A 23,920-nucleotide genomic window follows, 5' to 3' on the forward strand; every position below is an offset into this window, starting at 1 on the left:
CCCCTGTCGATCATCGTCAGGAGTCCTATTTTCATGAATCGTATCCTCGCGGCCATGCTGGCCGCAGCGTCTTGCGCCACGATGGCGCAGGCGCAGGTCGGACCGTCCGCGCCTGTTGCGCAGGATGCGCCGGTCTACACGCTTGACCAAGCGGTCAGTGCAGCGGGCGGTTCGGCCCCTGCTGCGGAAGCGGCGACAGCTGGAATCGACGCGGCCCGTGCAGGTCGCACAGTCGCCGGCTTGCGGCCCAATCCGGTGGTTCAAGGCCAAGTCGAGAATGTCATCGGCTCCGGGCCGTATCGGGGGGTCCGCAGCGCGGAAACCACGGTCGGCTTTGCGATCCCGATCGAGCTAGGCGGCAAGCGCGGCGCCCGCGTCGCGGTCGCCAATGCGCAATTGTCCCGGGCCGAGATCCAGGCCGCGATCATCGCGGCGGATGTCCGGCTTCAGGTAACGCAGCTCTATGTCGAAGCGGTCGCGGCCGATCGCCGGGTAATGACAGCCCGCGATCAGGCCCGGATCGCCAGCGATGCGCTGCGGGCCGCGAGCGTTCGCGTGCAGGCAGGGCGGGCATCGCCACTCGAGCAACAGCGCGCGGATGTCGCGCGTATCAATGCCGACGCCAATGTGGAGCGGCAGCTTCGCTTGGCCGAGGCGGCCCGCGCCAATCTGGCGCGTCGGATCGGACGGCCGATCGACGGCCTGCTCGATGACACGCTGCTCGATCGCCTTCCCGATGTGAACGTCTATGGGCCGTTGGCACCGGTCAACACGACCGGCACACTCGCGCTGGCGGCAGCCAACGCGGATTTCTCCATTGCCGAAGCCGGCGTGCGGCTCGCGCGCGCCAATCGCGTGCCTGACCTGAACGTCGGGCCGTCGATCCGCCGCCTGGAAGCGACCAACGACATGGCGGCGGTGTTCAGCGTGTCGATCCCGATCCCGGTGTTCAACAATGGTCGCGCCGCGATTGCGCAGGCGACCGCGCAGCGGACCCAGGCGGATGCGCAGCGCCGCGTGACCGCGCTCGACATCGAACAGGCGATCACGGACGCGCAGGCGCAGGCGGCCAATGCCGCAACGACGGCTCGTGCGGCGTCGGGGCCGGCGCTGGCGGCTGCACAGGAGGCCGCCCGCATCGCGCGGATCGGCTATCGCGAGGGCAAGTTCGGCCAGCTCGAATTGCTCGATGCTGAACGCACGCTCGCCGAAACGCGGGTCGCCGCGATCGACGCGCTTGCCAATTACCAGAATGCCCGCGCGCAAGTGGAGCGACTGACCGCTCGTGCGCCCAATGGGGGGAATCAGTGATGAAGAGCTTTTATCTCGCGGGCGCGGCGTCGCTCGCCCTGCTCTTGGCTGCCTGCGGCGGCAAGGATGGCGGAAACGAGGCAACTGCCGAAGGCGCAGCTGCCAATGAGACGGCAGCGGGCACGGAAAAGGGCGGTGCTGAAGGCGGTCATGCCGGTGAAGGCGTCGTCACATTGGGTGCCGACCAGATCGCCACAGCGGGCGTCCAGGTCGGACGGCCGATCATCGGCGGGGCCGGGACGATCGAGCTGCCCGCGATCATCGAGGGCGACCCACAGGGAACGCAGGTCGTCTCGGCCGCAATTGCGGGACGCGTGGTCGCGCTCACCCGTAACCTCGGCCAATCGGTCGGACGCGGCCAGACCATTGCGGTCATCGAAAGCCGCGAGGCGGCGCAGATCAAGGGCGAGGTCGAGGCGGCGCGGGCGCGGCTTCAGCTCGCTAATTCGAACCTCGCGCGCGAACAGCGGCTGTTCGCGCAGAGAGTCTCCCCTGAACAGGATCTGATCGCCGCCCGCACAGCGGCGACGGAGGCGCGGATCGCCCTGACGCAGGCGCAGAGCATGGTTTCGGCGGCGGGTGTCGGCGGCGGCGGGCTCAACCGGCTCGGCATTGCCGCGCCGATCTCGGGCCAGATCATTGCGCGCCCCGTGACGCTGGGACAAACGGTCGCGGCGGATGCCGAACTCTATCGCATCGCCAACCTGAGCCAGGTGTCGATCGCGCTTAATCTCAAGCCCGAGGATGCGGGCCGGGTGCGTCCCGGCAATACGGTGCTGGTGAAGGCGGCAGGCCGTCAGGCGACCGCCCGCGTGACCTTCGTGTCGCCGGCGCTTGATCCGCAGACGCGGCTCGTGCCTGCGCTCGCCACCCTCGACAATCGCGGTGGCGAATGGCGGGTCGGCGAGCCTGTGACGGCAGCCGTGCAGCTCACGGGCAGCGGCGGGAGCGGGGCGGTCCGCGTGCCGACGACGGCGGTCCAGAGTTTCGAGGGCAAGTCGGTCGTGTTCGTGCGCACGCCCACCGGCTTCAAGGCGACCCCGGTCCAGCTCGGCGATGCGTCGGGCGACACGGTGATCGTCCGGTCGGGCCTGACCGGCAACGAACAGATCGCCACCACCGGAAGTTTCACGCTCAAGGCCGAGATCGGCAAGGGCGAAGCGAGCCACGAGGATTAAGCCATGATCGCCCGTATCGTAACCTGGGCGGTCGAGAAGCGCTGGCTAGTCCTGCTCCTCACCGTCATCGTCGCCGCCATCGGCGCCTTTTCCCTCTACCGGCTACCGATCGACGCGGTGCCGGACATCACCAACAATCAGGTCCAGATCAACGTCCGCGCGCCTGCCCTCTCGCCCGAGCTGGTCGAGAAGCAGGTGTCGTTTCCAATCGAAACCGCGCTCGCCGGCACCCCCGGCCTGGAATATACGCGCTCGTTGAGCCGCAACGGCTTCGCGCAGATCACGGCGGTCTTTTCGGACGCGACGGACATCTATTTCGCCCGCCAGCAGGTGGGCGAGCGTCTGCGGGGCGTGCAAGAGAATCTGCCCGACGGCGTGAACCCTGAAATGGGTCCGATCGCGACAGGCCTGGGCGAGGTGTACATGTACACCGTTCGTCTCGATCATCGCGAGGACGACAAGCACAAGCCCGGTGAACCGGGCCAACAGCCCGATGGCAGCTACATCACGCCAGAGGGCGAGCGACTGACGACCGAAGAGGACAAGGCGACCTACCTGCGCACCGCGCAGGACTGGATCGTGACGCCGCTTCTGAAGACCACACCGGGCCTCGCCGGTGTCGACTCGATTGGCGGTTACGCCAAGCAGTTCCTCGTCGTGCCCGACGTGCAGAAGCTGGCCTCGCTCGGCATCACGCTGACGGACCTGGGAAATGCGCTGGAGCGCAATAACACCAGCGTCGGCGGTGGCTTCGTCAATCGCAATGGCGAAGGTCTGGCTGTTCGCTCGGATGCGCTCGTTCGCAATGCCAGCGAGTTGGCCAGGACCGTGATCGCGACACGTAACGGCGTGCCGATCACGGTCGAACAAGTTGCGACTGTGAAGACGGGTCAGGCGATCCGCATGGGTTCGGCATCGGAGAACGGTACCGAAGTCGTCGTCGGCACGGCGATCATGCGGATCGGCGAGAACAGCCGCATCGTGTCGACCGCGGTCGCTGAGAAACTGAAGACGATCAACGCTTCGCTGCCTCCTGACGTCGTAATTCAGCCGGTGCTGAACCGCACCGAGCTGGTCAATTCGACGATCAAGACGGTCGCGAAAAACCTGTCCGAAGGCGCGGTGCTGGTCATCGTCGTGCTCTTCCTGCTGCTCGGCAACTTCCGTGCGGCCCTGATCGCGGCGTTGGTCATCCCGATCACCATGATGCTGACAGGCTTTGGTATGCTGCGCGCTGGGGTCTCGGCCAATCTGATGAGCCTTGGGGCTTTGGACTTCGGTCTGATCGTCGACGGCGCCGTCATCATTGTCGAAAACGCGCTGCGCCGGCTTGCCGAGCAACAGCATCATGAAGGCCGATTGCTCAGCGTCAAGGAACGGCTCGCGACCGTGGCAGCCGCTGCGCGTGAGATGATCCGTCCCTCTGTGTACGGGCAGGCAATCATCATCCTCGTCTACGTACCGCTGCTCACGCTGACCGGCGTGGAGGGTAAAACGTTCGGACCGATGGCGCTGACCGTCATCATCGCGCTCGCCTTCGCCTTCATCCTCTCTCTCACCTTCGTGCCGGCGATGATTGCGATCTGGCTGTCGAAGAAGGTCGAGGAGAAGGACGGCCGCATCATCACGTGGCTGAAGAAGCGCTACGAACCCGGTCTCGACCGGGCCATGAAGCGCCCGACGCTGACGATCGGTGCGGGTGTGGGAAGCCTTGTGGTGGCGGCGCTTGCTTTCACTACGCTCGGCTCGGTGTTCCTGCCGCAGCTCGACGAAGGCGATTTGCTGATCCAGTCGCTCCGCATTCCGGCAACGTCGGTCCAGCAGAGCCAGGCGATGCAGGTGCCGATCGAGCGGATGATGTCGAAGCAGCCGGAGGTGCAATTCGTCTATTCCAAGACGGGCACCGCCGAGCTGGCGGCCGACCCGATGCCGCCGAACGCGACCGACATGTTCGTCATCCTGAAGCCGCGCAAGGATTGGCCGGATCCTGAGCTTCCCAAGGAGGAGCTGGTCAGCCGGATCGAGGGTAATCTCGCGAAGATTCCGGGAAATGCCTACGAGATCACCCAGCCCATCCAGATGCGCTTCAACGAGCTGATCGCCGGCGTGCGCGGCGACATCGCGGTGAAGGTGTTCGGGGACGACTTCAACCAGATGAACCGGACGGCCGAGCAAATCGCGGCGGTGCTGCGCAGAACGCAAGGCGCAGCGGACGTGAAGGTGGAGCAGACGACCGGTCTTCCCATGCTCGACATTCGCGTCAACCGCGACGCGATGGCGCGGTTGGGCGTTACGGCTCAGGATGTGCAGGACACCGTGACTGCGACGATCGGCGGGCGAACATCGGGCCAGATCTTCGAGGGCGACCGTCGCTTCCCCGTGGTGATCCGCCTGTCGGAGGCGCAGCGTGCCGACATCGGCCTGCTCCAACAGGTGCAGGTGCCGGTGGCAGGCGGCGGCTATGTACCGCTGTCCAGCGTCGCCGAGATCAAGGTGGTCGATGGTCCGAACCAGATCAGCCGCGAGAACGGCAAGCGGCGCGTGGTGGTGCAAGCCAACGTGCGTGGCCGCGACGTCGGATCCGTCGTGGCGGATGCGCAGGCGGCGATCGGCAGCCAACTCCGGCTGCCTGCCGGCACCTATCTCGAATGGGGCGGCCAGTTCGAGAACCTCCAATCGGCAAGCGAACGGCTGAAGCTGGTCATTCCGGCTTGCTTCATTTTGATCCTGCTGCTCCTCTACGGGGCGTTGGGATCGGTCCGCGACGCCGCGATCGTGTTCACCGGCGTGCCTTTCGCGCTGGTGGGCGGCGTCCTGTTGCTGTTCCTGCGGGGCATGGACTTCTCGATCTCGGCGGCAGTGGGCTTCATCGCCCTCTCGGGCATCGCGGTCCTCAACGGCCTCGTCATGGTCAGCTCGATCCAAGATCTGATCCGATCAGGGATGAGCCGCGAGGAAGCCGCGCATGTTGGCGCGATGCAGCGTCTGCGACCCGTCATCATGACCGCGCTAGTCGCCAGCCTCGGCTTCGTGCCGATGGCGCTGGGCGAAGGCGCCGGCGCAGAGGTTCAAAAGCCTTTGGCGACGGTCGTCATCGGCGGTCTGATCTCGGCGACGCTTCTTACGCTGTTCGTGCTGCCGACACTCTATGCCCGGTTCGGGCAGAAAGTGATCGAGAAACCCGAGCACTACAATGAGGAGCATGAAGGGGACGACCACGGTCAGACCTTCGTGAACAACTTGGCCTGATGGATGGGCGGGGCGATCCGCGATCGCCCCGCCCATCTCTGGGAGATGGGGATATGCCTCGCACCATAACCAGCTCGATGCTTCACGGCGGGCCACTGCGCATCTGGTCGGCACTCACCGATCCGGATCATCGCCGGGCGTGGAGTCCGCTCGTATTTCTCGATGATCCGTCCCGGCTCGGCGACACAGAATGCACCTTTGCGATCCAGGGCATCACCCGGCCAATTCGGACGCCAGCACGGATTGATCGATTCGATAAACCGCACGCCTTCGCTTGGTCCTGCGGCATCCCCTATCTGTTCACGCTCGACGAGCGGTACGAGCTGGCGGGGGACGATGGCGGCACCAGGCTAACGCATAGCTGCACGCTGCGCGGGGCGCTCTCCCTGCCGTTCGCGGCGATGATGTTGCGCCGCCTGCGATCCCTGATGGTCGAATCTGACGATCGCCTCGCAACCTATCTCCGCTGGCGGGTAGGTCAGCCTGCCCGGGCTATCAATCGTCAGCGCGTCCCCTTCCGCTGCAGGAGGAAGGCGCGATGATGATGCACTGTAAGCGGGTGCTGCCCGCCGTCATCCTCGTTGTCGGGCTCGCGGCGTGCTCGGAAAGAAAGCCGCCAGCCCCGCCAACGGAGCAGCAGATCCATTCGTCCGACAGCGCCGTGGCGACCGGGGAAATGGGGCGGCATAGATATCGCTGTTCCGACGGGGAACCGCTGTTCGTCGATTACAAGGACAACGGCCTGCAGATCGATTTGCGGCGCTCCAACGGGGGACCGCCGATGATGCTGACCGCGCCAGCGCAGGGCCTGCAATATGTCGGCGAAACAGCCACCGCGACCTTCAAGGGGTCGCAGCTCACCATCGTGGAAGGCGATGGCCGTACCCGGATCTGCGAGCAGGAAGGCACGCGATGAACTGCCCTGCCTTCGAACGCCACAGGGCGCTTCGTCGGAAGAGACCGATGTCTGACACGTCGATTTCAAATGTGACAACCTTGTGCGGCCTGAATCGGGCCGGTCTGGCGATCGCGCGCCTCGGCGTCGTTCTCGTCTCCGGGGCGGTTATAGGGGCGTGTAATCCAGCGCCGACCCAGCCTACCGAGCCGGCGCATGAAAAGCATCTGACGTCGAAACTAATCGCGCAGCGCATCATGTACTGCGACGACGGCACACGCGCCGATGTCGACTTCATCGATGACGGCTTGAAAATGGCCGTCACCTGGCTGCCGAAGGGCAGGACCGAGATCCTGCGCGCGCAGCGAACCGGTGACGAGTTTCGCGGCGACCATTCGCGGGCTGTCGTGGCGGGCGGATCGATCGCGTTCACGCGACGCGGGAAGATCCGCGTCTGCCACCGAACCCCGGAGGAGTCCTAGGAAATGCAGGCACTGCTCTATACGCTTGCGCCTGTGCTGGCGGTCGTGCTCGGCGCGATTGTCGCGAGCCGCACCAAGTTGAAACCTGGCCTCGTGGCGGGCCTACAGCATCTCGCTGCCGGCGTCGTGTTCGCGGCGGCAGCGACCGAAATCCTGCCGCAGGTCAAGCATGAGGCATCGCCCAGCGCGACGTTGATCGGCGGGGCGGCGGGCGTCGCGACCATGCTGGGGCTCAAGGCTCTTGAGGCCCGCTTCAAGGGGCCGATGGCGCTACTCGCCGCGATCGGCATCGACATTCTGGTCGACGGCCTGGTGCTCGGCCTCGCTTTCGTGGCGGGCGAGAAGGCAGGTCTCCTGCTGACGATCGCGCTCACTCTGGAAGTGTTATTTCTGGGACTGACGCTGACCGACGAGCTGGCGGAAACCTATCGCTCGCGCTTGCGCATCATCGTGATCGTCTCGGCATTGGCCCTGCTGCTGCCGATCGGCGCGCTCGCTGCCGTGCCGGTCGCCGCGCTGTCGCCGGTGATGATCGCCGGCTTCCTCAGCTTCGGGCTGATGGCGCTGCTCTACCTCGTCACGGAGGAGTTGCTGGTCGAGGCGCACGAGAAACCCGACACCCCGCTCATCAGCTCGATGTTTTTCGTCGGCTTCCTGGCCCTGCTGACACTTGAGGAGATGATGGGATGATCCCGGGCAACGACAACAATGGCGGGCAGGAGCGCCGCACACTGTGGATCGTCCTGCTGCTGAACGCGGCGATCGCTGCGGGCTTCTTCGTTTCCGGCTTCTTCGCGGACTCGAGCGCGCTGATCGCCAACGGCGTCGACAACCTGTCCGATACGGCTGTGTATGCGCTGAGCCTTGTGGCGCTCACCCGGGGCCAGACATGGAAGACACGCGCCGCGGTCGCTTCGGGCGTCATGCTGCTGATCTTCGCGGGCGGCATCTTGATCGATGTCGGACGGCGCTACGTGCAGGGCAGCGAGCCCATCGGACCTACCATGATGGTCATGTCCGCGATCGCCGGCGTCGTGAATTACCTCTGCCTGCGGCTGCTCCAGCGCCTCAAGGATCCGGACGTCAATCTCCGGGCCGCAACCACCTTCAGCTTCAACGACTTCATTTCCAACGGCGGCATCCTGATCGCCGGCGTGCTGGTGCTGTGGTTGGGTACCAATTGGCCGGACCTGCTGGTCGGCTTCGCCACCGCCATCATCGCCATCAAGGGCGGTGTCGAAATCCTGCGCGACGCGCGCGCCGAAACCAAGAAAAGCGAAAGGAGGTCGTCATGAACGACAAGCTCGAACTCGACATTCCAGTGTTGTTGCCGGACCTTCCTGACGCGGCCGATGCCTGCCTGGACCGTCTCGTATCAACCCTGTCAAAGCGCGAAGGTGTCGAGCGGGCGCATGTGATCTGTCTCGACGGCAACACGCCAGCGGCGCTGTGCATCCATTTCGATGCCGCCAAGCTGCCGCTGCCACGGTTGCGCGAAATGGTGCGCGCCGCAGGTGCCGAAATCACCGAGCGCTACGGCCATGCGATCTGGCAGGTGACGGGGATCAACCACGAACGTCGGGCGCGCACGGTCAGCGATGCGCTGTGCGCCTTGCCCGGCGTGGTCCAGGCAAGCGCCAGCACCAGCGGGTCTGTCCGGGTCGAATATGATCGCCGCGAAACCACCGAAGAGGAGGTGCGCGCTGCGCTTCGCAAGCTGAAGGTGAGGGTGGGCAAGCGGGTCGCTGCCGATGAACATGCCGGCCACGACCACGGCCCCGGGGGCCACGGCGCGGGCGAAGAGAAGCACGGCCCCGGCGATGGCCACGACCATAGCCACGCCGAATTTCTCGGCCCCAATACCGAGCTGATCTTCGCGCTCGCCTGTGGCGCGCTGCTGGGGATCGGCTACGCGATCGAGAGGCTGGTCGCTGGCGCGCCCGAATGGCTGCCGACCGCCTGCTATATCGCAGCCTATTTCTTCGGCGGATTCTTCACGCTGCGCGAGGCGATCGACAACCTCCGGATGAAGAAGTTCGAGATCGACACGCTGATGTTGGTCGCTGCGGCCGGCGCCGCTGCGCTGGGCGCATGGGCCGAAGGTGCGCTGCTGCTGTTCCTGTTCAGCCTCGGCCATGCGCTTGAGCATTATGCAATGGGCCGCGCCAAGAAGGCGATCGAGGCGCTGGCGAAGCTCGCGCCCGAAACCGCGACCGTGCGACGCGGCGGGCAGACCAGCGAAATCCCGGTCGAGCAGATGGTCGTCGGGGACATTGCCATCGTCCGCCCGAACGAGCGCCTGCCTGCCGACGGCTTCGTCATCAAGGGCACCAGCGCGATCAACCAGGCCCCGGTCACGGGTGAAAGCATCCCGGTCGACAAGGTGCCGGTCGCAGATGCCGCAGCGGCACGCGCCAAGCCCGATGCAGTCGACGCGGAAAGCCGGGTTTTTGCTGGTACGATCAACGGCGGCGGCGCGATCGAGATCGAGGTGACACGCCGTTCCAATGAAAGCGCGCTTGCCAAGGTCGTGAAGATGGTGAGCGAAGCGGAGACGCAGAAGTCGCCGACGCAGCGCTTCACCGACCGGTTCGAACGGATCTTCGTGCCCGCCGTCCTGGTCCTGTCAGTGCTCCTGCTGTTCGCATGGGTGGTCGTCGACGAGCCGTTCCGCGACAGCTTCTATCGCGCGATGGCGGTGCTGGTGGCGGCAAGCCCGTGCGCGCTCGCGATCGCAACGCCGAGCGCGGTCCTGTCGGGCGTTGCCCGTGCAGCGCGGGGCGGCGTGCTCGTGAAGGGCGGTGCACCGCTCGAAAACCTCGGGTCGCTCAAAGCGATCGCTTTCGACAAGACGGGCACGCTGACCGAAGGTCGTCCGCGCATCACTGATGTCGTGCCCGTCGATGGCGCCGATGAAGGCGAGTTGCTGGCGCTGGCTGTCGCCGTCGAAGCGTTGAGCGACCATCCCCTGGCCCAAGCGATCGTCAAGGACGGCCGCGAACGTCTGAACGATCGTGCCGTGCCGACTGCCGGCGACCTCAAGAGCCTGACCGGTCGGGGCGTCACCGCGAGCGTGGATGGCGAGACGGTGTGGATCGGCAAGGCCGAGATGTTCGGAAGTGAGGGCATTCCGGCGCTGGGGCAGGGCGCGCAGGACGCAATCGCGAAGCTGCGCGAGAACGGCCGCACGACAATGGTGGTCCGCAAGGGGGACCGCGACCTGGGCGCGATCGGCCTGATGGACACGCCTCGCGAAGCTGCCAAGACCGCGTTGCGTCGGCTGCACGAGATGGGCGTGTCGCGGATGATAATGATCTCCGGCGATCACCAGAAAGTCGCCGAAGCGATCGCCGACGAAGTCGGGATCGACGAAGCGTGGGGCGACCTCATGCCCGAAGACAAGGTTGCCGCGATCAAGAAGCTCGCCGGCGAAGACAAGGTCGCGATGGTGGGCGACGGCGTGAACGATGCGCCGGCGATGGCAAGCGCCACGGTCGGCATCGCGATGGGCGCGGCGGGGTCGGACGTTGCGCTGGAGACAGCCGACGTGGCGCTGATGGCCGACGATCTGGCGCACCTGCCATTCGCAGTCGGTCTTAGCCGCCATACCCGTGGAATCATCCGGCAGAACGTCTTCGTCAGCCTGGGTGTCGTCGCCTTCCTGGTGCCTGCTACCATCCTCGGCCTCGGCATTGGGCCAGCGGTGGCGGTTCATGAGGGATCGACGCTGCTCGTCGTCATCAATGCGCTCAGGCTGCTCGCCTACCGCGATCCGGCAGGGAAGGCGGCATGAAGTGGCTGATCGCCTTCGACCTCGACGGCACGCTTGCCGAGAGCAAGCGGCCGTTATCGGAGGATATGGCCGCAATCCTCGCCCGATTGCTCGCCATCACGGATGTGGCGGTGATCTCGGGCGGGGACTGGCCGCAGTTCGAAAAGCAGATCGCCTCGCGCCTTCCTGCCGGCGTCGCGCTCGACCGTCTCTGGTTGATGCCGACCACAGGCACGAAACTCTATCGGTTCATCAATGGCGCTTGGCGCGCGGTCTATGCCGAACTGTTCGACGACGCGGAGAAGGCGAAGATCCGCACGGCCTTCGATCAGGCGCTGACCGATGCCGGTCTCGCCGACGAACGTATCTGGGGCGAACGGATCGAGGACCGGGGCAGCCAGATCACCTTTTCGGGCCTGGGGCAGGCAGCGCCGCTGAAGGAAAAGGAAGCGTGGGATCCTGACCGAAAGAAGAGGACCGCGTTGCAGGCCACGTTGCGCGCGAAGCTGCCGGAGCTCTCGATCAATCTCGGTGGCACGACATCGATCGACGTGACCAGAGCAGGGATCGACAAGGGCTATGGCCTGAAGCGCCTGAGTGCCGAGAGCGGTGTCCCGCTCGACGGGATGCTGTTCATTGGGGATGCGATATTCCCCGGTGGGAATGACTATCCCGCTGCTGAAATCGGCCTCGACACAGTGAGGGTGCGCGACGTCGCGGAAACCACCGCCGTCGTGACCGCCATCATCGCGTGTCTGCACCGATAGGATCAAGATACATGGTCGGCTCCATCGCGGAATGCCGCATTGTCAAAGCTCTGGCTTCTGTCGCTTAGGGCAGCGCTTCCTAAAACGAAAAGAAGGCAATGTGCGCGTCTCCGCGAACAAAGCCTCCAGCGATCAATCTAAGAGATTCCGCCGCGCTTCTCAATCGTAGGGGGCGTTTGCGGGAGGGGGCGGAATCCTACGCTAAGGATTTGGGCCAGCGATATTCCCCGGTTAGATTGATGTGTTCCCATCCCAACGGCGAGACGTGGGCGAGTAGATCAGGCGCGATATGGGTACCGCTGGCGGCCCGGGTATTGACGACCTCGCCGAGCTTCATGGTGTTCCAGAATATGATGATGGCGGCGAGCAGGTTCATTCCGGCGATGCGATAGTGCTGGCCTTCGCCGGATCGATCCCGGATTTCACCTCGGCGGTGGAAGCTGATGGCGCGCTTTAGGGCGTGGTGGGCCTCACCCTTGTTGAGGCCGATCTGAGCCTGGCGCTGGAGGCCGGCATCAAGAATCCAGTCGATCATGAACAGGGTTCGCTCGATGCGGCCCACCTCTCGCAATGCGAGGGCCAGCTCATTCTGGCGCGGGTAAGAGGCGAGCTTGCGAAGAATCTGGCTGGGGGCGACGATCCCCGCTGCGATCGTCGCCATGATGCGCAGGATGTCGGGCCAGTTGCGCTCGATGAGCGGTTCATTGATCTTACCTCCGACCAGCGCTCGCACATTGGCCGGCGTCGCGTTGGGCGTGAAGGCATAGAGTCTTTTCTGAGGGAGATCGCGGATACGGGGGGCGAACCGGTAGCCGAGCAAGGCGCAGGCGGCGAACACATGATCGGTGAAGCCGCCCGTGTCGGCAAAATGCTGGCGAACGCGGCGGCCCGCGTCATTCATGAGCAGCCCGTCCAGGATATAGGGAGCCTCGCTGACCGTTGCCGGGATCACCTGGGTTGCGAACGGCGCATATTGATCGGACACATGGCTGTATCCCTTGAGGCCCGGGACGTTGCCATATTTCGCGTTGATCAGATTCATCGCCTCGCCCTGCTCGGTAGCAAGGAAGAACTGCCCGTCGCTGGATGCCGATTGCCCTTGTCCCCAGAAGGCGGCCATGGGCAGGGCGGCGTGGGCCTCCACGATCATGGCGAGCGCCCGATCATAGGCGCTGCCTTCGACATGCCAGCGCGCGATCCGCAGCAATTCCCAGAAGCTGTGCGTGTTGGTCGCCGCCGCCATCTTGCGCAAACCGAGATTGACGCCTTCCGCCAGCAACACGTTCATCAGGCCGATCCGGTCGCTGCAGGGCGCGCCGGTGCGCAGATGCGTGAACGCCTCGGAAAATCCGGTTCGCTCATCGACTTCCAGCAACAGATCGGTGATCCTCGCGGGCGGGAGCTGTTGATAGAGATCGAGCACGAGATCCTCGGCCCCTTCGGGCGTGTCGGCCCTCAGCTTGTCGATGTGCAGCTTGCCGTTCTCGATGATGCCGCCTGGGATCGTGCCGGTTCGCGCCGCGCGGCCAAACTCCTTCAGCCGTGTATCCAGTCGAGCCCTGCGCTCGGCCAGCCATTCGCCGGGTCGCAGCGGCACGGCGAGCCGCGCGGTCTGCTCTATCGCCTGTGGCGGGACCAGAAGCTGCTTGAGGTCGCCATAGCGGCGCGATCCCGCCAACCATATGTCACCGGACCGGAAGGCGTCGCGGATGTGGAACAGCACCGCGATTTCCCAAAGCCGGTGGTCGCCGCTGGGCTCAGCGCAAAGATGACGATGCCATTTCGAGTTGGGACGTAGAAAATCCACCGGCGGATCGACCTTGATCCCGTTACGCAGCATCGCAACGGCCGCCAGAAGAGGCGTGGCGATCGGCGCCGCCTGCATGTCGAGCAGGCGCAGCATCCTGGGCGCGTAGAGGCGGAAACGGTGATAGCCGTCCAGCACACGGCTGAGCGGGTCGGCCGCGAGCACGTTGGTCAGCGCGGAGGCCGTGGCGACAAGGGTTCTGAACCGTTCCCAGCCAGGCCCGGTGGCGATTATCCCGTCCAGGGCCGTGCCATCGTCCTGCGCTCCAAGCAAAGCACCACCGATTTCGGCAAAGGACTTCAGCGTGTCCCGAACGGCCGCCTTTTCGTCGGCGATCCTGGTGTTGCAAAGGCGTTCGGAGGCCCGATAGAGACGGCCTACGATGCGATCGTGGGTCTCCACGATGACATCGGCCAGCGATGACCGCCATTCCAGGGTGCAGACAGCGAGGATCGCAAGCCGCCTGTCTTCGGGCAGATCACGCATGCCGTCGGCGTAATAGCGCTCGCCCTGCCGGCGAAGCCGGGTCACACGATGCGCCGGCACGCCGTCCAGCAAATCCGCCGGAAGATCGAACCTTTGAAGATATTCCAGTCGATCCATCAGCCGGTTAGCGGCTGCTGAATTTGCGCCAACCTCGAACTGTCGCAGCCATACGAAGCGCGTGACGCGACCATCCACCGTATCCTCCAACAGGTGAGCCAAATTCTCGCTCAGGGTTGGCGTGATGCGATGGGCGATAAGATCCTCGATCCGGCGCTCGGCCTCAACCAGCGCATCGGCGCAAAGGCGCTCGATCGTCGAGGAGCCGGGAAGGATCGTGCGGGTGCGGCGACACTCCGCAACGAAGCGACGGGCAAGATCCTCATTCGATGTCGCCGCCTCGGCTTCCCGAGCGATCCATTCGCGCAAATCCCGTGCGCCCCGCCCCGAAAAGGAGCGATAGCCGTAGATTCGGCGAAGGTCCGCCAGATGCTCGTGCCGGGTCTCCTCGCGCGCGGCATAGAGGAGTAGATCGTCGCTGGTCAGGCCGAGCTGGGCCGCGATGAAATCCGATACCTGCGCCGGGATCAACTCGCCAGGAGCGAGCACCCGGCCCGGGTAGCGCAGGACGCACAGTTGCAGCGCGAAGCCAAAACGATTGTGGGCGCGCCGGCGCTGGCGGATATGCCCGAGATCCTCATCGCTGAGGGTATAGTGCCGCAGCAGCTCACCTTGATCGACCGGCAAGTGAAGCAGCGCCTCGCGCTGTCGATCGGTCAGGGTCACGCGACGCGGCATACATGCTCCTTATTCTTTCCGAGCTACGGTTTGAGATAGCTTGATTGAGATGCTGGTTAAGATACACAATAGCCCAATCTTATGTGCTCATGTTCGTCACCGCCTCAAACCTTCGTTTGTGATCCATGCTGATCGGCTACGCCCGCGTGTCCAAAGCCGACGGCTCGCAGTCGCTCGACCTGCAGCACGATGCCCTTCGCGCTGCCGGTGTCGAGCCAGGCAATATCTATGATGATCGTGCATCCGGTAGCCGTGATGATCGCCCCGGTCTTGCCGCCTGCCTGAAATCGTTGCGCGACGGCGATGTCCTCATCGTTTGGAAGCTCGACCGGCTCGGCCGAACGCTCACCCACCTGGTCAGCACGGTGCAGAATCTGTCGGATCGCGGTATCGGTCTGCGGGTGCTCACCGGCAAGGGCGCGCAGATCGACACCACGACGCCATCGGGCCGGATGGTGTTCGGCATTTTTGCCACACTGGCGGAGTTTGAGCGGGATATGATCCGCGAGCGCACCATGGCTGGCCTGGCCGCTGCCCGCGCGCGGGGACGCAAGGGTGGCCGCAAGTTCGCCCTCTCCAAGGCCCAGGTGCGGCTCGCTCAGGCTGCTATGGCCCAACGCGACACGTCCGTTTCCGACCTCTGCAAGGAACTCGGGATCGAGCGCGTCACTCTCTACCGCTATGTCGGTCCCAACGGGGAACTCCGGGATTACGGTCAGCGCGTGCTTGCTGCCAAAACGCGATGATGATGACGGGAGCCCCGATCAAACTTACCCAAGCGGACGCCGCAGACGTTGCAGACCTGTACAACCGTTGCAGCGACTATTTCCTGTTGCAGGACGGGGCCGCGCCCACGCTGGACGATGCTCGCGAGCTTTTCTCCGATGTGCCGCCCGAAAAGAGCGCCCACAATCAAGCTGTCCTGGGATGGAAGGGGCCTGGCGGCCTATATGCAATCGCGGCCATCCTCCGCGATTATCCGCGTGATGGCACATGGTATCTCGGCTTCATGATCGTAGATGCCGCACAGCGTGGTCGTGGCGTCGGACGCTCAATTTACTCGACGGTCGAAAGCTGGGCCGCTGCGAGAGGTGCCACAGAGATTCGGTTGGCCGTGCTGGAAGCGAATGAAGCGGCAGAGCGATTTTGGCGTTCTCTCGGCTTCATTGAGTATCGGCGCGTTGGGCCAGACACCTTCAAAATGCGTAGCCATCGCCGGATAGAACTGAGCCGTCGCCTTTCTGGCGCGACCGTAGAAGGCAGCAACAAGTAAGATCTCGCGCCGGCTATCTGGGCGAGCTTGGCGTAGGATTCCGCCCCCTCCCGCAAACGCCCCCTTTCAGGGAAGGGGGCTTGAGATCGCCTTGATGGCCTTCAATCCCGTTCCAAAACGAGCGATCGCGTCCCTGTTTCTCTCCAGCTCGCCATAGGGCAGATAGGCGAAGTCGAGATCGGCAATACGGCCCAGTCGGCCCGAAGCTGCGATTTTGGCCATGTTGAAGAACAAAGATTGAACATGGCGATCTACCAGGCTCGCTCTTGTCCTCCAATCTCGTAAACATCGGTCTCGATCGAGCACCTGTAGCTCTCTGCGATGTTGAACATCTCTGTCTGGAGAGATGCGATCTCATCATCGAGGCTGACGCCATCGGCACCCTGATCATAGGCGACGGTCAGCGTGTAATCGCAGTTCCCGGTCTTTTGCATCTGGTAATCCCGCTCCAGCATCGCCTCAATGCGCTCGCGAGCGGGCTTTCTGCCACGACCATGCTTGTTGAAGTTCTCGATGGTCAGATGCAGGGCGATGGTGACAGAAGGCGGCTTTTCCGGCAGCCCGATCCTTGAAGGAATGACGTCAAGCGCCCGATAGACGGTCATTCTTGAGATCTTGAGGTCGCGCGCGACGCTGGCCTTGCTCGCGCCGGCGGTGATCCGGCGTCGGATTTCATCGTCATCGATGTTTTTCTTCCGGCCTTTGTAGACGCCTTCGGCGCGCGCCGCCTCGATCCCGGCGCGCTGCCGGTCCTTGATGAACGTCAGTTCCATGTCCGCGACCATGCCCAGAATGGTGATCACCATCCGCCCCATGCTTCCGGCCGTCGTCACCTCCGGCTCAAGCACCCGCAATGAGGCTCCCTTCTGGTCGAGTTCATGAACCAGATTGAGAACATCGCGTGTGGAGCGACCGAGCCGATCGAGACGCAGGACGACGAGTTCGTCATCGGCGCGCAGGAACTGCATGATCGTCTCAAGCTCCGTGCGTCCAGTGCGCGATGCGCCCGAGCCTGTTTCGGAGCGGAGGATTTCACAGCCCGCTGCCTTCAACCGGGCAACCTGGATGTCGAGATCCTGGTCGATGGTGCTGACGCGGGCGTAGCCGACGCGGGTCATGGGCAAATCCGTCACATTAGGGTGGCTTTGCCCTCGTACAGTAACATTGGTGACGGAACCACCCTTTTGTGACATGTCGTATATGTCACTTCCGATCGTCACGTTCGGGTGCACCCAAATGGTGCGAGCGGAAAGGCCCCGGTCAGGCAGCAAGCCGCCCAAAATCGATCCGGCTATTCAGATCGAGGTCGAAGCGGCCATAAGGATTGACGTGGCTGTAAATCAGCGGTGTGAGGCCGCGATAATCATCCGGCGTCATCCGGCCCGTCCATTTCGGTTCCACCAGCACGCTCTGAAGCATTCGGGTGTTCACATAGACAAGCGACGCTTGCAGCAAATGTAGCGCCAGGACCGAGAGCTGCTGCTCATCGATGCGGTTAGTGGCGATCTCGCCGCCCTTGCCGAAGAAAACGAACCCATTGGCACTGTTCCAGTTTTCAACGACATTCAGGCCTTCATGAATTTCGCGGCGGAAGGACTCCTCGCGCAGATACCGGCACAGGAAGATCGTCTTGACCGCGCGGCCCAGCTCACTCAACGCCTTGTAGGTCGGGTGCATCACCTCGGAGCGGCTAAACCGGCGCAGGATCGCCTCCGGGTCGGCGGTTTTTGTCTGCATCGCGGCTGCATATTTGACCATCTGGCTCTGTTGCAAAAATCGTGAAGCTTGAGCATGCTTGGCGGAGATTGGACGGACGGAACGATGACGGATTTCAAGTGGCGCCATTTCCAGGGTGATGTGATCCTGTGGGCGGTGCGCTGGTATTGTCGCTATCCGATCAGCTATCGCGACCTTGAGGAAATGCTGGCGGAACGCGGCATTTCGGTCGACCATACGACGATCTATCGCTGGGTCCAGTGCTACGCCCCGGAGATGGAGAAGCGGCTGCGCTGGTTCTGGCGGCGTGGCTTTGATCCGAGCTGGCGCCTGGATGAAACCTACGTCAAGGTGCGGGGCAAGTGGACCTACCTGTACCGGGCAGTCGACAAGCGGGGCGACACGATCGATTTCTACCTGTCGCCGACCCGCAGCGCCAAGGCAGCGAAGCGGTTCCTGGGCAAGGCCCTGCGAGGCCTGAAGCACTGGGAAAAGCCTGCCACGCTCAATACCGACAAAGCGCCGAGCTATGGTGCAGCGATCACCGAATTGAAGCGCGAAGGAAAGCTGGACCGGGAGACGGCCCACCGGCAGGTGAAGTATCTCAATAACGTGATCGAGGCCGATCACGGAAAGCTCAAGATACTGATCAAGCCGGTGCGCGGTTTCAAATCGATCCCCACGGCCTATGCCACGATCAAGGGATTCGAAGTCATGCGAGCCCTGCGCAAAGGACAGGCTCGCCCCTGGTGCCTGCAGCCCGGCATCAGGGGCGAGGTGCGCCTTGTGGAGAGAGCTTTTGGCATTGGGCCCTCGGCGCTGACGGAGGCCATGGGCATGCTCAACCACCATTTCGCAGCAGCCGCCTGATCGGCGCAGAGCGACAGCCTACCTCTGACTGCCGCCAATCTTTGCAACAGAGCCACCGGGAACGCAACATCGCCATTGCGATCTGGGGGTCGTTGTCGGTCGTCGGCGCTGCGCTCGGACCGATCATCGGCGGTTTTCTGCTCGGCCATTTCTGGTGGGGGTCGGTGTTCCTCATCAATGTGCCGGTAGTGGTCGCTGCCTTCATTTCGGCGCTGATCGTTGCGCCGAAGGTGGCCGGCGATGCGACCAAGCCTTGGGACGTGGTGTCGTCGTTTCAGGCATTGGTGGCGCTGTCGGCTTTTGTGATCGCGATCAAGGAATCTGCCCATGCCGGGCAGTCGTGGGCCGTCCCCGCTATTTCGCTGCTGGTTGCCATCCTCGCCGGAGCGCTGTTCGTCCGCCGGCAACTGCGCCTGCCGTTCCCGCTGCTCGACTTCTCGATCTTCCGCAATGCCGCGTTCACATCGGGCGTTCTAGCGGCCGCGTTCTCCCTGTTCGCCATCGGCGGTGTTCAGCTTGCTACGACGCAACGCTTCCAGCTCGTTGCGGGCTTCACGCCGCTGGAAGCCGGGATGCTGGTTTCGGCGGCGGCGCTCGGATCATTGCCGACTGCGCTGCTCGGTGGTGCATTCCTGCATCGTATTGGCCTACGTATCCTTATAGCTGGCGGGCTTGCGGCGGGATCGCTGGCGGTCCTGCTTGCGACATGGGGCATCACTCATGGCCTTGGCTGGCTGATCGCCGGTCTGGCGCTGACCGGTGCCGGCGTAGGTGCAACAATGTCGGTGGCATCAACGGCTATTGTGGGCAATGTGCCTGTGCATCGCGCCGGCATGGCGTCGTCGGTCGAGGAAGTGTCCTACGAGTTTGGCAGTCTGTTCGCTGTCACAATTCTCGGAAGTCTTTTGGCCTACCTCTATACGGTCAACGTCGTGTTCCCCGCCGGAACCTCGGAAGCGGCCCGCGACAGCATGGCGTCGGCGCTGGTCTTTGCCAACGAGGCGGGGGCCGATGGTGTTGTCGTGCGTCAAGCGGCAGGAATCGCATTCGACCACGCCTATACGGTCGTCATGTACGTGGCGGCGGGTGTTCTGGCCGTGGGTGCCCTGATCACCGGCATCCTGTTGCGGCGCTACGGTCCCGGCTCGCAATCGTCAGCCTATCCCACACAACACTAAGGAAGCCGACATGGCGAGAGCCAGCAAGCGCCTCGAAGTGCTTGAAGCCATTGTGAGCATCATCGAGCGTGACGGCCTCACCGCCGTCACCCTCGACGCCGTAGCGCTCGAAACCGGCATGACACGCGCCGGCCTTCTGTATCATTTCCCGTCGCGCGAAGCCCTGATCCTCGCCACCCATGAGCATCTGACTCGCTCATGGGAACAGGAGCTGGAAGCGAGCGCCGGCAACACCTCGGACAGGGCGACAGACGCCGAACGACACGCCGCCTACATCAACACCTGCGCAAGAGCTGCCCGGCGGGTCGAACTGCTGCTCATGCTGGAAAGCTCCGACAATCGGCAGCTTGGCGATCTGTGGCAACAGGTCATCGACCGCTGGGCACCTCCTGCGCCGATTGGAAACGACGCTGCCGAGTTGGACAGGTTCATTTCGCGCCTTGCCGCCGATGGGCTGTGGATTCACGAGGCGCTGTCGTCGCGCCCGCTCCCCGAGCAACTGCGCAAGCGTATCGCGGCGCGCCTCGTCGCGATGGCCGCCGGACCTGTTGAGGCGGAAGAAAACCTCCCGAAATAACTGGTGTCCCCCCACAACCCGGCCCAGTCGGCCCGAAGCTGCGATTTTGGTCATCTTGGAGAACACGTCGGGAACGGGCTGGTTGTTGTTGACGATCGCCCATGCGAGGAACGACGTTCCGCTCCGATAAGGGAGCGGCGTTATGAGCCTTGGCGTTTCGAGTGGGGATCTGATCGGCTCCTGGAGCCTGAGTTTTTCGGACATCGCGTTCGTGACCGGCAAAGCGGAGACGGCACGACTGGGATTGGCGGTTCAGCTTAGATTTTTCGCCGGGCATGGCTTCTTTGTGCCGGATCATGCGTCGATACCCTCCGACGGTGTCTTGTATCTGGCGGAGCAACTTGGTCTCGATGCCAAATCCGTGAACCACTATGATTTTTCCGGGCGCACCGCCCGCCGGCATTGCGCGGAGATTTTGCGGCATCTCGGGTTCCGCCGTATGACGCAGACGGATCGCAGGGCGTTGTCGAGGTGGATTTCCGACGATCTTTGTGCGGGCGGGCAGCCGATCAATGCCATGCTCGAGCATGTTTTCCTGTGGTGCCGCGACCGCCGTATCTATGGGCCGTCGCGCAAGGAGCTGGAACGCCTCGTCCGTTCGCAACGACACCTCTATCTGGAGGCCCTGTTGGCCCGAGTCCGCGATCGGCTTGCGCCGGATGCGGTCGCCTTGCTGGAAGCCTCGCTCGCCGATCCCGATGGCCCGACCGGCTTCAACACGATGAAGGGGGATGCAGGTCAGGCGACGCTCGAAAACATTCTTGGCGTGACCGCCAAACTCGCCTTTATCCAACGGCTTGCTCTTCCCCGAGATTTCCTATCGGTCACGGGCAAGGCATGGGTCGATCAGATCGTTCGCCGGGTTGCCGGCGAGAAAGCCTCGGAGATGCGCCGGCATGTACCGGCGCGCCAGCTCGGGCTCTATGCCGTTTATCTGATGGCGCGGGAAGCTCAGCTTACGGATGCGATGGTCGACCTGCTGATCGAGACGGTCCATAAGATCGGATCGCGCTCGAAACGCAAGGTGGTGGGCGATATCGCGAAAGACATCGAGCGGGTCTATGGCAAGGAGCGACTCCTGGTCGAGATTGCCAGCGCTTCGATCGACGATCCATCCGGGCGCATCTGCGATGTCATTTTCCCAATCGCCGGCAAGGACAAACTGGCGGCGATCATCAAGGAAAGCCAGGCAAAGGGCGCCTTGGATCGGCGGATCTACAAGGTGATGCGGAGGTCATGGGCCAATCATTATCGCCGTATGCTGCCAAGCCTGCTTTCGGCACTGGAGTTCCGGTCGAACAACGCCGTGTGGCGTCCGGTGCTGGCGGCCCTGGACTGGATCAGAAGCAAAGTGGATGATGGATGCCGCTACGTGCCGCCGCACGCAGTGCCGGTCGACGAGGTCATTCCGGCGAGATGGCGCAGTTCCGTCATTGATGAAGAGGGGCGCGTAAACCGGATCAGTTATGAGCTTTGTGTCCTCGCGCAACTGCGCGATCGCATCCGTTCTAAGGAAATCTGGGTTGTCGGGGCGGACCGATACCGCAATCCCGATGACGATCTTCCCAAGGACTTCGATGCGCGGCGAGAAGCATATTACACAGGATTGAACCTGACGGCGGATGCGCGTGCATTTTCAAGCGCCATCCGGGAAGAGCTTGCTCAGGAACTGTTGCTCCTCAATGCCAATATTCCCCGGAACGACAAGGTTCGGCTGCTGTGGCGCGGCGAGAACCGTATATCTCTCACCCCGTTCAAACCCTTGCCCGAACCCAGGGGTCTCGCCTCGATCAAGACCGAGATCGGCCAACGCTGGCCGATGACCGGGCTGCTCGACGTACTGAAGGAGGCTGCCCTTGATACGGGACTTCTCGAAGCGTTCGAAACATCGGCCTCGCGTGTTGCACTGCCGAAAACCGCGCTGGATCAACGTCTCCTGCTATGCCTCTACGGCCTGGGAACGAATGCCGGGCTCAAGCGGATCGCCGGCGCCACCCCCGATGTCAGCTATGAAGAGCTGCTGCATGTCCATCGCCGCTTCGTTCATGCCGCGGCGCTCAAGGAGGCGTGTGCCAGGGTTGCGAATGCGACCCTGGCAATCCGCAATGCTGCAGTCTGGGGGGACGCCGGCACGGCCTGTGCGTCAGATTCCACAAAGTTCGGAGCCTGGGATCGCAACCTGATGACGGAATGGCATGCGCGTTATGGTGGACGGGGCGTCATGATCTACTGGCATGTCGAACGACGCGCGACATGCGTCTATTCCCAGCTCAAGCGCTGCTCTTCCTCCGAGGTCGCCTCCATGATCGAGGGCGTGCTGCGCCATTGCACCGACATGGAAATCCAGCGACAATATGTTGATAGTCATGGCCAAAGCGCGGTTGGCTTTGCATTTTGCCGGCTTCTCGGATTTGAGCTTGCACCCCGCCTGAAAGCGATCGCTCGCCAGAAGCTGGCTCTTCCCGATGTCGGCATGCGAACGCGGCTTCCCCACTTGCAGCCGATCCTCTCCAGTCCGATCAACTGGGATGAGATCGAGCAGCAATATGACGAGATGGTCGGCTCTGTTGCAAAGATTGGCGGCAGTCAGAGGTAGGCTGTCGCTCTGCGCCGATCAGGCGGCTGCTGCGAAATGGTGGTTGAGCATGCCCATGGCCTCCGTCAGCGCCGAGGGCCCAATGCCAAAAGCTCTCTCCACAAGGCGCACCTCGCCCCTGATGCCGGGCTGCAGGCACCAGGGGCGAGCCTGTCCTTTGCGCAGGGCTCGCATGACTTCGAATCCCTTGATCGTGGCATAGGCCGTGGGGATCGATTTGAAACCGCGCACCGGCTTGATCAGTATCTTGAGCTTTCCGTGATCGGCCTCGATCACGTTATTGAGATACTTCACCTGCCGGTGGGCCGTCTCCCGGTCCAGCTTTCCTTCGCGCTTCAATTCGGTGATCGCTGCACCATAGCTCGGCGCTTTGTCGGTATTGAGCGTGGCAGGCTTTTCCCAGTGCTTCAGGCCTCGCAGGGCCTTGCCCAGGAACCGCTTCGCTGCCTTGGCGCTGCGGGTCGGCGACAGGTAGAAATCGATCGTGTCGCCCCGCTTGTCGACTGCCCGGTACAGGTAGGTCCACTTGCCCCGCACCTTGACGTAGGTTTCATCCAGGCGCCAGCTCGGATCAAAGCCACGCCGCCAGAACCAGCGCAGCCGCTTCTCCATCTCCGGGGCGTAGCACTGGACCCAGCGATAGATCGTCGTATGGTCGACCGAAATGCCGCGTTCCGCCAGCATTTCCTCAAGGTCGCGATAGCTGATCGGATAGCGACAATACCAGCGCACCGCCCACAGGATCACATCACCCTGGAAATGGCGCCACTTGAAATCCGTCATCGTTCCGTCCGTCCAATCTCCGCCAAGCATGCTCAAGCTTCACGATTTTTGCAACAGAGCCGTCTCGCGGCACTTGCCCGACCAGCGATGGCGCCGACGCGCCAGCGCCCCCGCCTTCGCGGCGGCGCTCCCCACCGCCCAAGGCGGTGCGGCGGGCGCGCCCCTGGGGCCGCGCGGGCGCTGAG

At 63.5% G+C, this 23,920-nt stretch carries 19 protein-coding genes and 2 pseudogenes; 16 read left to right on the forward strand and 5 right to left on the reverse strand.

Translation table 11 applies throughout. The features are described 5' to 3' along the window. The first annotated feature begins 33 nt into the window (after nucleotides 1-33). Genes LDB26_RS20075 through LDB26_RS20120 form a run of 10 tightly spaced genes read left to right on the forward strand, consistent with a single transcriptional unit; the run spans nucleotide 34 to nucleotide 11,654 of the window. On the forward strand, nucleotides 34-1,311 hold the full coding sequence (locus LDB26_RS20075; protein ID WP_013039111.1) for a TolC family protein: 1,278 nt from the start codon (nucleotides 34-36) through the stop codon (nucleotides 1,309-1,311). Then, nucleotides 1,311-2,489 carry an efflux RND transporter periplasmic adaptor subunit gene (locus tag LDB26_RS20080; protein WP_004212877.1) on the forward strand — a complete coding sequence of 393 codons (1,179 nt, stop codon included), beginning with the start codon at nucleotides 1,311-1,313 and terminating at the stop codon, nucleotides 2,487-2,489. Before LDB26_RS20075 ends, LDB26_RS20080 begins: the two co-directional genes overlap by 1 nt. Before the next feature lie 3 nt (nucleotides 2,490-2,492). Beyond that, nucleotides 2,493-5,738, forward strand: coding sequence for an efflux RND transporter permease subunit (locus LDB26_RS20085; RefSeq protein ID WP_004212878.1), 3,246 nt, complete (start codon nucleotides 2,493-2,495; stop codon nucleotides 5,736-5,738). A gap of 53 nt (nucleotides 5,739-5,791) precedes the next feature. Beyond that, entirely contained in the window at nucleotides 5,792-6,280 is a 489-nt protein-coding gene (locus LDB26_RS20090; protein ID WP_257542279.1) for an SRPBCC domain-containing protein, read from the forward strand. Beyond that, a complete protein-coding gene (locus LDB26_RS20095; protein WP_009824022.1) occupies nucleotides 6,277-6,654 on the forward strand; it encodes a hypothetical protein in 378 nt (125 codons plus the stop codon). The genes LDB26_RS20090 and LDB26_RS20095 overlap by 4 nt, the downstream gene beginning before the upstream one ends. Nucleotides 6,655-6,701: 47 nt before the next feature. After that, on the forward strand, nucleotides 6,702-7,115 hold the full coding sequence (locus LDB26_RS20100; RefSeq protein ID WP_004212881.1) for a hypothetical protein: 414 nt from the start codon (nucleotides 6,702-6,704) through the stop codon (nucleotides 7,113-7,115). Between the two features lie 3 nt (nucleotides 7,116-7,118). Then, the gene (locus LDB26_RS20105; protein ID WP_004212882.1) at nucleotides 7,119-7,805 is read left to right on the forward strand and encodes a ZIP family metal transporter; all 687 of its coding nucleotides are present in this window, start codon (nucleotides 7,119-7,121) and stop codon (nucleotides 7,803-7,805) included. Then, a complete protein-coding gene (locus LDB26_RS20110; RefSeq protein ID WP_004212885.1) occupies nucleotides 7,802-8,410 on the forward strand; it encodes a cation transporter in 609 nt (202 codons plus the stop codon). The genes LDB26_RS20105 and LDB26_RS20110 overlap by 4 nt, the downstream gene beginning before the upstream one ends. After that, nucleotides 8,407-10,908, forward strand: coding sequence for a heavy metal translocating P-type ATPase (locus LDB26_RS20115; RefSeq protein WP_004212886.1), 2,502 nt, complete (start codon nucleotides 8,407-8,409; stop codon nucleotides 10,906-10,908). Before LDB26_RS20110 ends, LDB26_RS20115 begins: the two co-directional genes overlap by 4 nt. Then, complete coding sequence (locus LDB26_RS20120; protein WP_004212890.1) at nucleotides 10,905-11,654, forward strand: HAD-IIB family hydrolase; 750 nt, start codon at nucleotides 10,905-10,907, stop codon at nucleotides 11,652-11,654. The genes LDB26_RS20115 and LDB26_RS20120 overlap by 4 nt, the downstream gene beginning before the upstream one ends. Nucleotides 11,655-11,850: 196 nt before the next feature. Here LDB26_RS20120 and LDB26_RS20125 read toward each other — a convergent pair whose 3' ends face one another. Beyond that, complete coding sequence (locus LDB26_RS20125; protein WP_013849879.1) at nucleotides 11,851-14,742, reverse strand: Tn3 family transposase; 2,892 nt, start codon at nucleotides 14,740-14,742, stop codon at nucleotides 11,851-11,853. A gap of 125 nt (nucleotides 14,743-14,867) precedes the next feature. Here LDB26_RS20125 and LDB26_RS20130 point away from each other — a divergent pair, with 125 nt between their 5' ends. Further along, entirely contained in the window at nucleotides 14,868-15,488 is a 621-nt protein-coding gene (locus LDB26_RS20130; RefSeq protein WP_008832583.1) for a recombinase family protein, read from the forward strand. Continuing rightward, the gene (locus LDB26_RS20135; RefSeq protein ID WP_007686150.1) at nucleotides 15,485-16,015 is read left to right on the forward strand and encodes a GNAT family N-acetyltransferase; all 531 of its coding nucleotides are present in this window, start codon (nucleotides 15,485-15,487) and stop codon (nucleotides 16,013-16,015) included. Before LDB26_RS20130 ends, LDB26_RS20135 begins: the two co-directional genes overlap by 4 nt. Nucleotides 16,016-16,081: 66 nt before the next feature. Here the strand turns inward: LDB26_RS20135 and LDB26_RS20140 are convergent, their stop codons facing one another. The 3 genes and pseudogenes from LDB26_RS20140 to LDB26_RS20150 all read right to left on the reverse strand — a co-directional run. Beyond that, nucleotides 16,082-16,237 carry a hypothetical protein gene (locus LDB26_RS20140; protein WP_257542436.1) on the reverse strand — a complete coding sequence of 52 codons (156 nt, stop codon included), beginning with the start codon at nucleotides 16,235-16,237 and terminating at the stop codon, nucleotides 16,082-16,084. Between the two features lie 29 nt (nucleotides 16,238-16,266). After that, nucleotides 16,267-17,133 carry a recombinase family protein gene (locus tag LDB26_RS20145; protein ID WP_006961816.1) on the reverse strand — a complete coding sequence of 289 codons (867 nt, stop codon included), beginning with the start codon at nucleotides 17,131-17,133 and terminating at the stop codon, nucleotides 16,267-16,269. A gap of 142 nt (nucleotides 17,134-17,275) precedes the next feature. Continuing rightward, nucleotides 17,276-17,785: pseudogene (locus LDB26_RS20150) on the reverse strand (Tn3 family transposase); the annotation flags it as partial. A gap of 51 nt (nucleotides 17,786-17,836) precedes the next feature. On the opposite strand from LDB26_RS20150, the gene LDB26_RS20155 reads away from it, so the two are divergent. The 4 genes and pseudogenes from LDB26_RS20155 (at nucleotide 17,837) to LDB26_RS20170 (ending at nucleotide 22,952) form a co-directional block, all read left to right on the forward strand. Then, nucleotides 17,837-18,601: an IS6-like element IS6100 family transposase gene (locus LDB26_RS20155; RefSeq protein ID WP_001389365.1), complete on the forward strand. Its 765-nt coding sequence runs from the start codon at nucleotides 17,837-17,839 to the stop codon at nucleotides 18,599-18,601. Between the two features lie 47 nt (nucleotides 18,602-18,648). Then, nucleotides 18,649-19,779: pseudogene (locus LDB26_RS20160) on the forward strand (MFS transporter); the annotation flags it as partial. A gap of 10 nt (nucleotides 19,780-19,789) precedes the next feature. Next, a complete protein-coding gene (locus LDB26_RS20165; protein WP_008786762.1) occupies nucleotides 19,790-20,356 on the forward strand; it encodes a TetR/AcrR family transcriptional regulator in 567 nt (188 codons plus the stop codon). Nucleotides 20,357-20,498: 142 nt separating this feature from the next. After that, complete coding sequence (locus tag LDB26_RS20170) at nucleotides 20,499-22,952, forward strand: Tn3 family transposase (protein ID WP_257542281.1); 2,454 nt, start codon at nucleotides 20,499-20,501, stop codon at nucleotides 22,950-22,952. 18 nt (nucleotides 22,953-22,970) lie between these two features. On the opposite strand, the gene LDB26_RS20175 is transcribed toward LDB26_RS20170, so the two are convergent. Next, nucleotides 22,971-23,735: an IS6-like element IS6100 family transposase gene (locus LDB26_RS20175; protein WP_001389365.1), complete on the reverse strand. Its 765-nt coding sequence runs from the start codon at nucleotides 23,733-23,735 to the stop codon at nucleotides 22,971-22,973. Nucleotides 23,736-23,920: the final 185 nt, after the last annotated feature.

Source organism: Sphingobium sp. CFD-1 (assembly GCF_024611115.1).
GTDB lineage: Bacteria > Pseudomonadota > Alphaproteobacteria > Sphingomonadales > Sphingomonadaceae > Sphingobium > Sphingobium baderi_A.